This is a genomic window from Pseudomonas sp. B21-040 (genome assembly GCF_024748695.1).
Lineage (GTDB): Bacteria > Pseudomonadota > Gammaproteobacteria > Pseudomonadales > Pseudomonadaceae > Aquipseudomonas.
This window is the reverse complement of sequence record NZ_CP087176.1, coordinates 6,373,537-6,389,074: the sequence shown is the minus strand read 5'-3', so window position 1 is coordinate 6,389,074 and position 15,538 is coordinate 6,373,537. Positions and strand designations below refer to the sequence as shown.

The 15,538-nt window shown below is 61.3% G+C and carries 12 protein-coding genes; 9 read left to right on the top strand and 3 right to left on the bottom strand.

Annotated features, from left to right (window positions below; translation table 11 throughout):
• Positions 1-2: 2 nt before the first annotated feature.
• From pepP to gcvH, 8 genes are all read left to right on the top strand, one after another.
• The gene (gene pepP, locus LOY55_RS29310) at positions 3-1,337 is read left to right on the top strand and encodes a Xaa-Pro aminopeptidase (RefSeq protein ID WP_109785685.1); all 1,335 of its coding nucleotides are present in this window, start codon (positions 3-5) and stop codon (positions 1,335-1,337) included.
• Positions 1,334-2,521: a 2-octaprenyl-6-methoxyphenyl hydroxylase gene (gene ubiH / locus LOY55_RS29305; protein WP_223523001.1), complete on the top strand. Its 1,188-nt coding sequence runs from the start codon at positions 1,334-1,336 to the stop codon at positions 2,519-2,521. Before pepP ends, ubiH begins: the two co-directional genes overlap by 4 nt.
• On the top strand, positions 2,514-2,999 hold the full coding sequence (locus LOY55_RS29300) for a DUF4442 domain-containing protein (RefSeq protein WP_077431068.1): 486 nt from the start codon (positions 2,514-2,516) through the stop codon (positions 2,997-2,999). Before ubiH ends, LOY55_RS29300 begins: the two co-directional genes overlap by 8 nt.
• A gap of 9 nt (positions 3,000-3,008) precedes the next feature.
• Positions 3,009-4,226: a 2-octaprenyl-3-methyl-6-methoxy-1,4-benzoquinol hydroxylase gene (locus LOY55_RS29295; RefSeq protein ID WP_223523093.1), complete on the top strand. Its 1,218-nt coding sequence runs from the start codon at positions 3,009-3,011 to the stop codon at positions 4,224-4,226.
• A 244-nt stretch (positions 4,227-4,470) separates the two neighbouring features.
• Positions 4,471-5,472, top strand: a complete 1,002-nt coding sequence (locus LOY55_RS29290) for an extracellular solute-binding protein (protein ID WP_109785683.1) — start codon at positions 4,471-4,473, stop codon at positions 5,470-5,472.
• 142 nt (positions 5,473-5,614) lie between these two features.
• A complete protein-coding gene (locus LOY55_RS29285; protein ID WP_223523000.1) occupies positions 5,615-7,231 on the top strand; it encodes an iron ABC transporter permease in 1,617 nt (538 codons plus the stop codon).
• A gap of 157 nt (positions 7,232-7,388) precedes the next feature.
• Entirely contained in the window at positions 7,389-8,471 is a 1,083-nt protein-coding gene (gene gcvT, locus LOY55_RS29280) for a glycine cleavage system aminomethyltransferase GcvT (protein WP_223522998.1), read from the top strand.
• A gap of 49 nt (positions 8,472-8,520) precedes the next feature.
• A complete protein-coding gene (gcvH, locus tag LOY55_RS29275) occupies positions 8,521-8,904 on the top strand; it encodes a glycine cleavage system protein GcvH (RefSeq protein ID WP_109785680.1) in 384 nt (127 codons plus the stop codon).
• Between the two features lie 86 nt (positions 8,905-8,990).
• Here gcvH and LOY55_RS29270 read toward each other — a convergent pair whose 3' ends face one another.
• Complete coding sequence (locus tag LOY55_RS29270) at positions 8,991-10,130, bottom strand: DegT/DnrJ/EryC1/StrS aminotransferase family protein (protein ID WP_109785767.1); 1,140 nt, start codon at positions 10,128-10,130, stop codon at positions 8,991-8,993.
• Positions 10,131-10,283: 153 nt separating this feature from the next.
• Between LOY55_RS29270 and gcvP the strand changes: the two genes are divergently transcribed.
• A complete protein-coding gene (gcvP, locus tag LOY55_RS29265) occupies positions 10,284-13,157 on the top strand; it encodes an aminomethyl-transferring glycine dehydrogenase (protein WP_223522996.1) in 2,874 nt (957 codons plus the stop codon).
• 152 nt (positions 13,158-13,309) lie between these two features.
• Here gcvP and LOY55_RS29260 read toward each other — a convergent pair whose 3' ends face one another.
• Complete coding sequence (locus LOY55_RS29260; RefSeq protein WP_223522994.1) at positions 13,310-13,630, bottom strand: DUF2388 domain-containing protein; 321 nt, start codon at positions 13,628-13,630, stop codon at positions 13,310-13,312.
• A gap of 71 nt (positions 13,631-13,701) precedes the next feature.
• A complete protein-coding gene (locus LOY55_RS29255; RefSeq protein WP_223522992.1) occupies positions 13,702-15,486 on the bottom strand; it encodes a GspE/PulE family protein in 1,785 nt (594 codons plus the stop codon).
• Positions 15,487-15,538 lie beyond the last annotated feature (52 nt).

The following is a 15,538-nucleotide window of genomic DNA, read 5'->3' as shown; positions in this document are numbered from 1 at the left end:
CCATGATTCATATCCCGAAATCGGAATACAGCCGTCGCCGCAAGGCCTTGATGGCGCAGATGGAACCCAACAGCATCGCCATCCTGCCCGCCGCCGCGGTGGCCATCCGCAACCGCGACGTCGAGCACGTCTATCGTCAGGACAGCGATTTCCAGTACCTCAGCGGTTTTCCCGAGCCTCAGGCGGTCTTTGTCTTGATGCCGGGGCGTGCGCATGGCGAATACATCCTGTTCTGCCGTGAGCGCAACGCCGAGCGCGAGTTGTGGGACGGCTTGCGCGCCGGTCAGGAGGGCGCGATCCGCGACTTCGGTGCCGACGATGCCTTCCCCATCACTGACATCGACGACATCCTGCCGGGCCTGATCGAAGGCCGTGACCGGGTGTATTCGGCCATGGGCAGTAACCCCGAATTCGATCGGCACCTGATGGACTGGATCAACGTGATCCGCTCCAAAGCGCACCTCGGTGCCCAGCCGCCGAACGAATTTGTTGCCCTGGATCATCTGCTTCACGACATGCGCCTGTATAAATCGGCGGCAGAAGTGAAGGTGATGCGTGAAGCCGCACGGATTTCTGCCCAGGCGCATATCCGGGCGATGCAGGCCAGCCGCGCCGGGCTCCACGAGTTCAGCCTCGAAGCCGAGCTTGATTACGAGTTCCGCAAGGGCGGGGCGAAGATGCCGGCCTACGGTTCGATCGTCGCGGCGGGGCGCAACAGTTGCATCCTGCATTACCAGCAGAATGACGCCGTGCTCAAGGACGGTGACCTGGTGCTGATCGACGCCGGTTGCGAGATCGACTGCTACGCCAGCGACATCACCCGCACCTGGCCGGTCAACGGCAAGTATTCACCGGAGCAGAAAGCGATCTACGAGTTGGTGCTGGCGTCGCAAGAAGCCGCGTTTGCCGAAATCGCCCCGAACAAGCACTGGAATCAGGCGCACGAAGCCACGGTTAAAGTGATTACTGCCGGCCTGGTGAAGCTTGGCCTGTTGCAGGGTGACGTCGACGAGTTGATCGCCAGCGAAGCCTACAAGGCGTTTTACATGCACCGCGCCGGTCACTGGCTGGGGATGGATGTGCATGACGTCGGCGAATACAAGGTCGGTGGCGAATGGCGTGTGCTGGAAGTCGGCATGGCGCTCACCGTGGAGCCGGGAATCTACATTTCCCCGGACAACCAGAACGTGGCGAAGAAATGGCGCGGTATCGGCGTGCGCATCGAGGACGACGTGGTGGTGACCAAGACCGGTTGTGAAATATTAACCAAAGGCGTACCGAAAACGGTTGCCGAGATCGAGGCCCTGATGGCGCAAGCGCGGACACAAGCAGCATGAGCCGGGTCAATCTGGCAATCATCGGTGGCGGCCTGGTGGGCGCCAGCCTGGCGTTGGCGTTGCAGGCCGGGGCCAAGTCTCGCGGCTGGAAAATCGTCCTGATCGAGCCATTCGCCCCGGGTGATACGTACCAGCCGAGCTACGATGCTCGCTCCTCGGCGCTGTCCTATGGTGCCAAACAGATTTATCAACGGTTGGGCGTCTGGCAGGAAATTTCCCGCCGCGCCGAGCCGATCAAGCAGATTCATGTGTCCGACCGTGGACGTTTTTCCACCGCGCGTTTATCGGCAATGGAAGAGGGCGTTCCGGCACTGGGTTATGTGGTGGAAAACGCCTGGCTGGGCCAATGCCTCTGGCAAGGCCTGGACAAGGACGTGGTCACTTGGCGCTGCCCGGCGGAAGTCACCCGCATGGAACCGCTGACTGACGGTTACCGCCTGACCCTCAATGACGAAACCACCCTGGAGTGCGACTTGGCGGTGCTCGCCGATGGCGGCCGTTCAGGCCTGCGCGAGCAACTGGGGATCGGCATCAAGAAACGCCCGTATAACCAAAGTGCCCTGATCGCCAACATCACCCCGAGCGAAGCGCACAACGGCATGGCGTTCGAGCGATTCACCGACGACGGCCCGATGGCATTGCTGCCGCTGCCGGAAAACCGCTGCGCGTTGGTCTGGACCCGTCTGGGCATGGACGCGCAACGGCTGGCGGCACTGGATGACCGTAGCTTCCTCAGCGAGTTGCAAGGTGTGTTCGGATATCGCCTCGGCACGTTGAAGCAGGTCGGCGCGCGACATCTTTACCCGCTGACACTGATCGAAGCCGAAGAGCAGGTGCGCCCGCATCTGGCGATTCTCGGTAACGCGGCGCACAGCCTGCATCCGATTGCGGGGCAAGGTTTCAACCTGTCGCTGCGTGATGCTCAGGCCTTGGCCGATGCGTTATTGGCGGGCGAGGCATCGCTGGGCGATTTCGCCACATTGCAGGCTTACCGTGAGCGCCAACGCCTGGATCAGAACCTGACGGTAGGTTTTTCCGATCAGGTCACCCGTTTGTTCGGCAGCACTCAGCCGCTGGTTTCGCTGGGCCGCAACCTCGGCTTGCTCGGTCTCGACCTGCTGCCGCCGGCCAAGCGTTGGTTCGCCCGGCAGGCCATGGGCCTGGGTACGCGTCCCGATGCTTAAGTGGTTGACGAACACATTCGGCAAAGCGCGATTGATGCGTTGCTTCATGTCGTTTTACCCGCCGTACATGGGTGCCGGGGTTCGGGTGCGGCACATCAGCGATGACTTTCGCGACATCACGGTGTCCATGGGCCTGAGCTGGTACAACCGCAATTACGTAGGCACCCAGTTTGGCGGCAGCCTGTATTCGATGGTTGATCCGTTCTACATGTTGATGCTGATGGAAAACCTCGGGCGCCATTACATCGTCTGGGATAAGGCGGCGGACATCGATTTCATTTCGCCGGGCAAAGGCCCGGTGTTCGCCAATTTCCGGATCGATGAGACGTTGCTCGACGAGATCCGTCGGCAAACGGCCGGTGGCGAGAAATACCTGCCGCAATTGCAGGTCGATATTCACGACGGCGCCGGCACCTTGGTGGCGCGAGTCGAAAAAACCCTTTACGTGCGGCTCAAGCCGCCAGCGAGACAGGCTTAAAGCATGGACATGCGCGCAGATGTGCTGATTGTCGGGGCCGGAATGGTCGGCAGCGCCCTGGCGCTGGCGTTGCAGGACAGCGGGCTGGAAGTCCTGCTGCTGGACGGCAGCCCCTTGAGCGTCAAACCCTTCGATGACCAGGCACCGTTCGAACCGCGGGTGAGCGCCTTGTCGGCGGCCAGCCAACGAATTCTCGAGCGCTTGGGCGTGTGGGACGGCATCGCCAAGCGGCGCAGCAGTCCTTACACCGATATGCACGTCTGGGATGGCAGCGGCACCGGGCAGGTCCATTTCTCGGCCACCAGCGTGCATGCCGACGTACTGGGGCATATCGTCGAGAATCGCGTGGTGCAGGACGCCTTGCTCGATCGCCTGCACGACTGCGACCTCGGGATGCTGGCCAATGCGCGCCTGGAACAGATGCGCCGCTCGGGCGACGACTGGCTGCTGACCCTGGCCGACGGCCGCACGTTGCGTGCGCCGTTGGTGATCGCGGCCGATGGCGCCAACTCGGCAGTTCGGCGTCTGACCGGCGTGGCGACACGTGAGTGGGACTATATGCACCACGCGATTGTCACCAGCGTGCGCAGTTCCAAATCCCATCAGATGACAGCCTGGCAGCGCTTCACCGACAACGGTCCGTTGGCGTTTTTACCGCTGGAACGCGACGGCCAGCAGGACTGGTGTTCAATCGTCTGGTCGACCACGCCGAGTGAAGCTGAACGCTTGATGGCGCTGGACGAAGCGGGTTTTTGCAAGGCACTGGAACGAGCATTCGAAGGCCAGCTCGGCACAGTGCTTGGCGCTGATCCGCGTCTGTGCGTGCCCCTGCGTCAGCGCCATGCCAAGCGTTATGTAGCCGAAGGCCTGGCGCTGATCGGCGACGCGGCGCACACCATTCACCCACTGGCGGGGCAGGGCGTTAACCTCGGTTTTCTCGATGCCGCCGTGCTGGCGGAAGTGCTGTTGCAAGCGTCCGCTCGTGGTGAACGCTTGGCGGACGTGAAAGTGCTCAGCCGCTATGAACGTCGACGCATGCCCCACAACCTGGCGCTGATGGCGGCGATGGAAGGGTTTGAGCGATTGTTTCAGGCGGATCCGCTGCCGGTTCGATGGTTGCGCAATGCCGGGTTGAAGATGGTCGACCAGATGCCCGAAGCCAAGGCGTTGTTCGTGCGCGAGGCGTTGGGATTGACCGGGGATTTGCCGGCGCTGGCCAAGGCTTGATATCTGCGTTACGGCTGACGTCTTCGCGGGCAAGCCCGCTCCCACAGGATCTTCAGTGTTCACACATAATGTGTAATCACCTGGACCCTTGTGGGAGCGGGCTTGCCCGCGAAGGCGTCAGTACATTCACTGCGCATCTCAGGCAGTGCAACATCTGGTAACTCCTCCGCGAACGGATCGATTGAGAAGCTAAATGTGAGTCCTTATCATTTGGCCTCAATTTTTCAATCGAGAGATCGCTCCCATGCTACCGAAGCGTCTACTGACTGCACTCGCCCTGACCCTGATTGGCAGTACCGCCGCCCAGGCCGCTGACGAGGTGGTGGTTTACTCATCGCGTATCGACGAGCTGATCAAGCCGGTCTTCGACGCCTACACCGCCAAGACGGGCGTCAAGGTGAAGTTCATCACCGACAAGGAAGCGCCGCTGATGCAGCGGATCAAGGCCGAGGGCGAAAACGCCACCGCCGACCTGCTGTTGACGGTCGATGCCGGTAACCTCTGGCAGGCCGAGCAGATGGGCATCCTGCAACCGTTCACCTCCAAGGTGATCGACGCCAATATCCCGCTGCAATACCGCGCATCCTCCCATGCCTGGACCGGCCTGAGCCTGCGGGCGCGGACCATCGCTTACTCGACTGATCGAGTGAAGCCGGGCGAGCTGACCACCTACGAAGCGCTGGCCGACAAAAACTGGGAAGGGCGCCTGTGCCTGCGCACGGCGAAGAAGGTCTACAACCAGTCCCTGACGGCCACCATGATCGAAATCCACGGCGCCGAAAAAACCGAGAAGATCCTCAAGGGCTGGGTGAACAACCTGTCCACCGACGTGTTCTCGGATGACGTCGCAGTGCTGGAAGCAATCAACGCGGGTCAATGCGATGTGGGCATCGTCAACACCTACTACTACGGTCGTTTGCACAAGCAGAAGCCGAACCTGCCAGTGAAGCTGTTCTGGCCGAACCAGGCCGACCGTGGTGTACACGTCAATCTCTCCGGCGTTGGCCTGACCAGGCACGCCCCGCACCCGGAAGCCGCCAAGGCCCTGGTGGAGTGGATGACCACGCCGGAAGCACAGAAGATCTTCGCTGATGTGAATCAGGAATTCCCGGCCAACCCGACGGTAGCGCCTTCTGAAGAAGTCGCGGCCTGGGGCAAGTTCGTTGCCGATACCCTGCCCGTGGAAGTGGCCGGCAAGCGCCAGGCTGAAGCGATTCGCATGATGGATCGGGCAGGCTGGAACTGACACCACTGATCGTTCCCACGCTCTGCTGATCGTTCCCATGCTCTGCGTGGGAATGCATCCCCCGACGCTCAGCGTCGAGCGTGACAAGATATGTGCCCACGCAGAGCGTGGGCACAATCATTTAACTTTCTAGAGAACCTCCTTGGCCCACCCCGCCCAACGCCGCTGGTATCCCCTGGTCTTCGCCATCGCTGCGCTGGTCCTGTTGCCTCTCAGTGTTTTACTGCTGTCCTGGCAAACCATCGATCAACAGATCTGGTCCCACCTCTGGGACACCCAGATGCCGCGCCTTTTGGGCAACACCCTGACGTTGATACTCGGTGTCGGTGTCGGCGTCACCCTGCTGGGCGTGAGCCTCGCCTGGCTCACCAGTCTCTGTGAGTTTCCCGGTCGACGCTGGCTCGATTGGGCACTGATGTTGCCGTTTGCGATTCCGGCCTACGTGCTGGCATTTGTCTTCGTCGGCCTGCTGGACTTTGCCGGCCCCGTGCAAACCCTGTTACGCGAATGGTTTGGCACGGGCCTGAGGTTGCCGCGCGTGCGCTCCACCGGCGGTGTCATCCTGGTGCTGGTGCTGGTTTTCTATCCTTACGTTTACCTCTTGGCTCGCACGGCATTCCTTGCTCAGGGCAAAGGCCTGATGGAAGCCGCCCGGGTTCTCGGACAATCCCCGTGGCAGGCGTTCTGGCGAGTGGCCTTGCCGATGGCTCGCCCGGCCATTGGCGCGGGGGTGGCGTTGGCGTTGATGGAAACCCTGGCGGATTTCGGTGCGGTGTCGGTGTTCAATTTCGACACGTTCACCACCGCGATCTATAAGACCTGGTACGGGTTTTTCAGCCTCGGCACCGCTACGCAACTGGCTAGCCTGTTGCTGTTAGTGGTGATGCTGGTGCTGTACGGCGAGCGTCGTGCTCGCGGGGCCAACCGGGCGAGTAACGAACGACCACGGGTCAAGGCGCTGTACCACTTGCGAGGCTTAAAGGCGCTGGCGGCGATGAGCTGGTGTGGCCTGGTGTTCGCCTGTGCGTTTGTCATTCCGATGCTGCAACTGGTGGCCTGGTTCTGGCAACGCGGGCGCTTTGATCTGGACGAGCGCTACACCGGGCTGATCCTCCATACCTTGTACCTGGGTGGCATGGCCGCATTGATTACGGTCAGTGTTGCCCTGGTGTTGGCGTTCGCGCGACGCTTGGCACCGACCCGAGCCATCCGCTCCGGCGTCAGCCTGGCCAACCTCGGCTACGCCTTGCCGGGTTCTGTGTTGGCGGTGTCGATCATGCTGGCGTTCAGTTACCTGGATCGCGAACTGGTGATCCCGCTGTCGGGCTGGCTCGGTGGTGCGGGCAAGCCGTTGCTGCTGGGCAGTCTGTCGGCGTTACTGCTGGCCTATCTGGTGCGTTTCATCGCAGTGGCTTACGGCCCACTGGAAAGCAGTCTGGCGCGTATACGGCCATCTTTGCCCGAAGCGGCACGTAGCCTTGGCGTCAGTGGGCCACGACTGTTTTTCAAGGTGTATCTGCCATTGCTGTTGCCCGGTACCTTGAGCGCGGGGTTGCTGGTGTTTGTCGATGTGCTCAAGGAAATGCCCGCGACCCTGCTAATGCGCCCGTTTGGCTGGGATACGCTGGCCGTTCGGATCTTTGAAATGACCAGCGAAGGTGAGTGGGCGAGGGCCTCTTTGCCGGCGCTGACTCTGGTCCTGGTCGGGCTGTTACCGGTCATCGGATTGATTCGACGTTCGGCGCATCGAAACAGCTAGGTGTCAGTCCTACACCTTGCGGCTACAATGCGCGGCATTCGGTGCGGTCCGTCTGACAGACCCGGTAGCTGAAATCGGCTGGAAACCTTCTATTTCAAGGTTTTCACCCCGGTGCAGCACCTGTCCGCACCTTCGCCACGCCCGGAAGGAGAAACCCATGGGACAGCGTACGCCTCTGTATGACCTTCATCTCGCCCTCGGCGCGAAGATGGTCGATTTTGGCGGTTGGGATATGCCTCTGCATTACGGCTCGCAGGTCGAGGAACACCATCAGGTGCGCCGCGATTGCGGGGTTTTCGATGTATCCCACATGACCGTGATCGATGTCAGCGGCCCCCAGGCCAAGGCCTGGCTCCAGCATTTGCTGGCCAATGACGTCGAACGCCTGCACAGCCCCGGCCGTGCCTTGTACAGCACCATGCTCAACGAGCGTGGCGGTATCGTCGACGACATGATTGTCTATCGTCTCGACGACGGTTATCGCCTGGTGGTCAACGCTTCCACCCGCAATCAGGACCTCGCCTGGATGCAGGCTCACCTCGATGGTTTCGATGTGCAGCTCAACGAGCGTGCCGAGCTGGCGATGCTGGCCATTCAAGGCCCTCAGGCCCGGCAAAAAGTCTGCGAACTGGTGTCCCAGGCCCGCAGTAACCTGATTCAGCTACTCAAGCCTTTCGAAGGCCAGCCCGAAGGGGACTGGTTCATCGCTCGCACCGGTTACACCGGGGAAGATGGATTGGAAATTGTGTTGCCGGCCAGTCAGGCGCCGGGTTTTTTCAACGATCTGGTCGGTGCGGGCATTTCTCCTATCGGCCTGGGTGCGCGGGATACCTTGCGCGTCGAAGCTGGCATGAACCTGTACGGCCAAGACATCCACCAGGATGTCTCACCGCTGGCCTCCAACATGGCCTGGAGCATTGCCTGGGAACCGGCCACGCGCCAGTTCATCGGGCGCACGGCCCTGGAAGGCGAACGGGCCGGTGGCGTACAGCACAAACTGGTGGGGCTGGTCCTTGAGGAACGAGGGGTTTTGCGCGCTCATCAAGTGGTCCGCATCGCCAATGTTGGCGAAGGGGAGATCACCAGTGGTAGTTTCTCTCCTACGCTTAGCAAGTCGATAGCACTGGCGCGCGTGCCGATGGCAACTGCCGACCGCGCCGAAGTGGAAATCCGTGGCAAGTGGTACCCGGTCCGAGTGGTCAAACCGACCTTCGTACGCCATGGCAAAACCTTGATCTAACCTTTTCTGGCGGACTACAACCGCCGACACTTTTTTGAGGACACAGAACATGAGCGATATTCCTGCCGACCTGCGTTTTGCCGAAAGTCACGAATGGGCCCGCCTGGAAGCCGACGGCACCGTCACCGTGGGCATTAGCGATCACGCGCAGGAAGCGCTGGGTGATGTGGTGTTCGTGGAGCTGACTGAAGTCGGCAAAGCCTTCGCCGCCGGTGATCAATCCGGTGTGGTGGAATCGGTTAAAGCTGCTTCCGACATCTACTCCCCGATTGCCGGTGAAGTGATCGCGATCAACGAAGAACTGAGTGGATCGCCAGAGCTGCTCAACTCCGACCCGTACGGCGCGTGGATCTTCAAGCTCAAGCCAAGCAACGCTGCCGATCTGGAGAAGCTGCTCGACGCCGCCGGCTACAAGGCTGCCATCGGCGAATAACGTTGCTCTTGCAGGAGCATGGCTTGCCTGCGATGGCGTTTTCGAAAACGCCATCGCGGGCAAGCCATGCGCCTACAAGGAACGGTTCAAGGCTTTAGAACAGCTTTGACCGCCGCCACCGAACGCTCGACGTCCGCTTTGCTCATGGCCGTGAACATCGGCAGCGAGACAATCAGGCGTCCGACCCGTTCGGCGACCGGGAACATGCCCTCCTTGAAACCGCGCTCGCGGTAAAGACTCAACAAATGAATCGGCGGGTAGTGATAGCCGATGCCGACCCCCAGCGCCTGCATCTGCTCCATGAAGGTAGCCCGCGCCGGCTTGCCATCCCCGCGCTCCGGCAATACCAGCTGGAACAAGTGCCAGTTACTGTTCTCGAAATCCGCCGGGGGCAATTGAGCCCCGTACACCGACTCGAAATCCTCGCCAAAGCAGGCGAAATAGTGCCTGGCCAGTTCACGGCGATGGGCGGTGATGGCTTCAATGTGAGCAAATTGCCCAAGGCCGATGGCCGCTGCGACGTCGGTCATGTTGAATTTACCGCCCAGCACATCGACATCCAGGCCATCGAAGCCACTGCGGGTGACGCCCTGCAAGCGGTACTTCTGCGCCAGTCGAACTTCCTCATCGTTGTTCAACACCAGGCAACCGCCCTCTGACGAGGTCACGTTTTTGTTCGCCTGGAAACTGAACGACACCAAATCCCCGGTCGAGCCAATGCGCTGGCCGTTCCAACTGGAGCCCAACGCCTGGGCCGCGTCTTCCAACACCCGAAGGTTGTACTTTTTCGCCAGTGCGTACAGGTGCGTCATGTCCACCGGCAGCCCGGCGAGATACACCGGAAGGATGGCTTTGGTACGTGGGGTGATGGCGGCTTCGAGCTGAGCCAGGTCGATGTTGCGGGTGATCGGGTCAATGTCGGCAAACACCGGGGTGGCGCCGACTTCCAGAATCACGTTGGCGGTGGCCACCCAGGAAATCGGCGTGGTGATCACTTCATCACCTGGCCCGACACCGGCAATGCGCAAGGCGATTTCCATGGTGCAGGTGCCAGAGTTGAAGGTGAGTACCGGGCGCCCACCGAAATACTCCGAGAGTTGTTGCTCAAAGGCCTGGACCTTCGGGCCGCTGGTAATCCAGCCCGAGCGCAACACGTCGCCGACCGCGGCAATCGTCGCTTCATCGATGGTGGGTTTGGAAAACGGCAGGAACGGCAGTTGGTTCATGAATACAGGCACCTGATCAGCAGTCATTAGGCAGATGGCGTGCATGATGATCCGCAATGGTCGCGGCGCCAAGCCATCCGCCCGGATATCCGCTGCTATGCTGGTTTGACCGTGTTGCATCGACGCTGAGCGCCAGTCAAGAGAGAGCCCGTCATGTCCCAGTTGCCGTCCTTGAGCCAGTTACGCGACCCCAATGCCTTTCTGCGCCGCCACCTCGGGCCCGATGCCGCCGAGCAGCAGGCGATGCTCGACAGCCTCGGCCTCGGCAGCCGGGTCGAGCTGATTGAGCAGACGGTGCCGCCGGGCATCCGTCTGAACCGGGCGCTGGACCTGCCGCCCGCCCTCGACGAGCAAGCCGCACTGGCCAAGCTGCGTGGCTATGCCGAGCAGAACCAGGTCTGGACCAGCCTGATCGGCATGGGCTACCACGGCACCCTCACGCCGACGGTTATTTTACGCAACGTCCTGGAAAACCCCGGTTGGTACACCGCCTACACGCCTTATCAGCCAGAGATCGCCCAAGGACGACTCGAAGCGCTGCTGAATTTCCAGCAACTGACCATCGATCTGACTGGCCTGGAGCTGGCCAACGCTTCGTTGCTGGATGAAGCAACGGCAGCGGCGGAAGCCATGGCGCTGGCCAAGCGTGTCGCCAAGTCCAAAAGCAATCTGTTCTTCGTCGACCAGAACTGCCATCCGCAGACCATTTCGGTGGTGCAGACCCGCGCCGAAGGCTTTGGCTTCGAACTGATCATCGACGCTGTGGATAGCTTGAAACAACACCAGGTGTTCGGTGCCCTGCTGCAATACCCCGACACCCACGGCGAGATCCGCGATCTTCGGCCGCTGATCGATCACCTGCACGCACAGCAAGCCCTGGCGTGTGTCGCCACTGATCTGCTGAGCCTGTTGTTACTGACACCGCCGGGGGAGTTGGGCGCCGACGTGGTGTTCGGCTCATCCCAGCGTTTTGGCGTGCCGATGGGTTACGGCGGGCCACACGCGGCGTTCTTTGCCAGCCGCGATGAGTACAAACGGGCGATTCCCGGGCGGATCATCGGCGTGTCCAAAGATGCCCGCGGCAACGTGGCCCTGCGCATGGCCCTGCAAACTCGCGAGCAACATATTCGCCGGGAGAAGGCCAACTCGAATATTTGCACCGCTCAAGTATTGCTGGCCAACATCGCCAGTTTCTACGCGGTCTATCACGGTCCAGAGGGGCTCAAGCGCATTGCCCAGCGCGTGCACCGCTTGACGTGCATCCTCGCCGCCGGCCTCGAACGCCGTGGCATCAGCCGCCTCAACACACACTTCTTCGACACCCTGACTCTGGATGTCGGCGGCATCCAGACGGCGATCATCGAAAGCGCTCAAGCGGCGCAGATCAATTTACGCATCCTGGGGCGAGGGCAGTTGGGGTTGAGCCTTGACGAAACCTCTGACGAAACCACCGTCGCGCAGTTGTTCGCGGTGTTCCTGGGGGCCGATCATGGCCTGAGTGTCGACGATCTGGACGCTGAAACGTTGCCATCGGGCATACCCGACGGGCTGCAGCGCACTTCACCTTATCTGCGCCACCCCGTGTTCAATGCACACCACAGCGAAACCGAGATGCTGCGTTACCTCAAGCAACTGGAGAACAAAGACCTCGCCCTCAACCAGTCGATGATTCCGTTGGGCTCCTGCACCATGAAGCTCAACGCTACCAGCGAAATGATCCCCATCACCTGGCCGCAGTTCGCCAACCTGCACCCGTTCGTGCCCAAAGAGCAGGCTGCGGGGTATTCGCTGATGATCGAAGAGCTGGAGCGCTGGCTCTGCGCAATCACCGGTTTCGATGCGATTTGCATGCAACCCAACTCCGGCGCCCAGGGCGAGTACGCCGGGTTGCTGGCGATCCGCAAATACCACGAGAGTCGTCATCAAGGGGCGCGGGATCTCTGCCTGATTCCGTCCTCGGCCCACGGCACCAACCCGGCGTCGGCGCAGATGGCCGGGATGCGCGTGGTCATTGTCGAGTGCGACGAAGCCGGCAACGTCGATCTGGATGACCTCAAGGCAAAAGCGGCGGAGGCAGGGGACAAACTCGCGTGCCTGATGGCGACGTATCCCTCGACCCACGGCGTCTACGAGGAAGGCATCAGCGAGATCTGTGAAGTTATCCACAGCCACGGCGGTCAGGTGTACATGGACGGCGCCAACCTCAACGCCCAGGTCGGCCTGGCACGCCCGGCGGATATTGGTGCCGACGTTTCGCACATGAATTTGCACAAGACGTTCTGCATTCCCCATGGCGGCGGCGGCCCGGGCATGGGGCCGATTGGTGTGCGGGCGCACCTGGCGCCGTTCGTGGCCAATCACCCGGTGGTGCCCATCGACGGACCTTTACCGCAGAACGGCGCGGTGAGCGCCGCGCCTTGGGGCAGCGCGAGCATCCTGCCGATCAGCTGGATGTACATTGCGATGATGGGGCCACAACTGGCGGACGCCAGTGAAGTGGCGATCCTTGCCGCAAACTACCTGGCCCAGCACTTATCCGGTGCGTTCCCGGTGCTCTACACCGGCCGCAATGGCCGGGTGGCTCACGAATGCATCCTCGATCTGCGACCGCTGAAGACGCTGACCGGCATCAGTGAAGAGGACGTTGCCAAGCGCCTGATGGATTATGGGTTCCATGCGCCAACGATGTCGTTTCCGGTGCCAGGGACACTGATGGTCGAGCCGACCGAAAGTGAATCGAAGGCCGAGCTGGACCGGTTTATCGGAGCGATGCTGAGCATCCGCGCAGAAATCAGCGAGGTGGAACAAGGCAACTGGCCGGCGGAGGACAACCCGCTGAAACGTTCACCGCACACGCTGGCCGACATCACTGGTGTCTGGGAGCGGCCCTACAGCATCGAGCAAGCCGTGACGCCAGATGCGCACACCAAGGCGCATAAGTATTGGCCGGTGGTGAACCGGGTCGATAACGTCTATGGCGACCGGAATCTGTTCTGCGCGTGTGTGCCGGTGGATGATTACCGCTGAGATCTCGCGGTACACCTGACCCCTGCAGGAGCACGGCTTGCCGGCGATGGCGATCTTAAGGACGCCATCGCCGGCAAGCCGTGCTCCTACAGGGGATTTGTGTCGGGCAAAAAAATGCCGCTCAGCTGAGCGGCATTTTTGTACCTGTGGACTTACTGCGCAGCGACCGCGTTCTTCGCCAGGATCGCATTCGCCAGTTCCATGTCCGTGGCCTGCAAGCCCGGGTTGTCGGCGCGGACTTTCTGCAGCGCCGCTTCCAGGTAAGGGCCACGAATGCCGCCGTCACTGGCGACGAAGCTGCCAGCATCGTCCTGAGCGGCGACGACCATTTTGCGGTCTCTGGACGTCAGGTAGGACGTGCCGGTAGTTGCGCCGGACGTGAGGACATTTTGCCAAAAGCTATCGTCGGCCATCGCGCAACCAACGGGAAGAGACAGCAGCGCGACGGTGGCGACAGCAAGTTTGAAACGCATGATGGGTGACTCCACTGGGTTAACTGCGGCCTTGGATAGCCAACCCCCCATCGAGTTCCGTGGCGGCGCGTTTACTTTTGTTCGCTCTGTGGCGTCACTCGTAATACCTCTTCGAGCGTGGTCAAGCCCGCTGCGACCTTCTGCGCCCCCGATAGCCGCAAGCTGCGCATGCCTTCCTTGAATGCCTGACGCCGGATCGCCAGCAAGTCGGTGTCGGGATTGATCAACGCTTTGACGCCGTCCGTCAGTTTCATGATTTCGTACACCCCGGCGCGGCCGCGATAACCGGTGTCGCGGCATTCGAGACAGCCGATGGCACGTTGGGCGTTGGTGGGCAGAGGGGCTTGCCAAGGTTTGGTCAGGGTTTGCCAATCCTCTTCTTCCAACGTCAGCGGCGCCTTGCAATGGGAGCACAAGGTGCGCACCAGGCGCTGGGCCATGACGCCCAGCACGGTGGCTTTGATCAGGTAGTGCGGCACGCCGAGTTCCAGCAGGCGACTGATCGCACTCGGTGCGTCGTTGGTGTGCAACGTCGACAGCACCAAGTGGCCGGTGAGCGCCGCCTGAATCGCCATTTCGGCGGTTTCGAGGTCGCGTATCTCGCCGATCATGATGATGTCCGGGTCTTGCCGCATCAACGCGCGCACGCCGGCCGCGAAGGTCAGGTCGATGTTGTGCTGGACCTGCATCTGGTTGAACGCGGGCTCGACCATTTCAATCGGGTCTTCGATGGTGCAGAGGTTGACCTCTGGCGTCGCCAGTTTCTTGAGCGTGGTGTACAGCGTGGTGGTCTTGCCCGAACCCGTGGGCCCGGTGACCAGGATGATGCCGTTGGGCTGTCGGGTCATGTCCTGCCAGCGGCGCAGGTCCTCGGTGGAAAAACCCAGCTGGTCGAAATCCTTGAGCAGCACTTCCGGGTCGAAGATTCGCATGACCATTTTTTCGCCGAACGCGGTCGGCAATGTCGAGAGCCGCAATTCGACTTCACCGCCGTCCGGGGTCTTGGTTTTCACCCGGCCGTCCTGGGGTTTGCGTTTTTCCGCGACGTTCATCCGCCCCAGGCTTTTCAGGCGACTGACGATGGCCATGGTCACCTGTGGCGGGAATTGATAGACGTTGTGCAACACACCGTCGATGCGAAAACGCACCGTGCCTTGCTCGCGCCGGGGTTCGATGTGGATATCACTGGCGCGTTGCTGGAAGGCGTACTGGAACAGCCAGTCGACGATGTTGACGATGTGCGCGTCGTTGGCATCAGGCTCCTGGTCGCTGGCGCCGAGGTTCAGCAGTTGTTCGAAGTTGCCCAGGGTCGAGGTCTGCTGTTCGGCGTTGCTCGCACCGCTGACCGATTTGGCCAGGCGAAAAAACTCCACGCTGAAGCGCTGGATGTCGACCGGGTTGGCCACGACCCGTTTGATCGGCAGCTTCAACACGTGGGTCAGGTCGGCTTCCCAGCCGCTGACGTAAGGCTGGGCGCTGGCCACGGTCACCGCGTCGCGGTCGATGGACACCGCGAGAATCTTGTGGCGCTGGGCAAAGGCGTAGGACATCAGCGGCGTGATGGCCGCGACGTTGATCTTCAGCGGATCGATACGCAAGTAAGGCTGGCCGGCCTGTTGTGCCAGCCACAACGTCAGGCTTTCCAGGTCCAGGTGCTTGCCGGGACGGCTGAGATCGTCGAGGTGTTGGCCGGCAATGAATTCCAGCGGGTGTATCTGGCCATTGGCGGTGTGGCGGCGTCGGGCGTTTAGCGCGTTCTCGGCCGAGTCCTGACTGATAAAGCCTTGGGCGACCAGTTCGCGCAGCAAATCATTGAGATCCAGCCAGCGGTCCTGAAAGGCAAGTTGAACGGACATGCGGGCTCCTCATGAACAACAGTCCGCCAAGGATAGTCGTGGACCCGTCGAC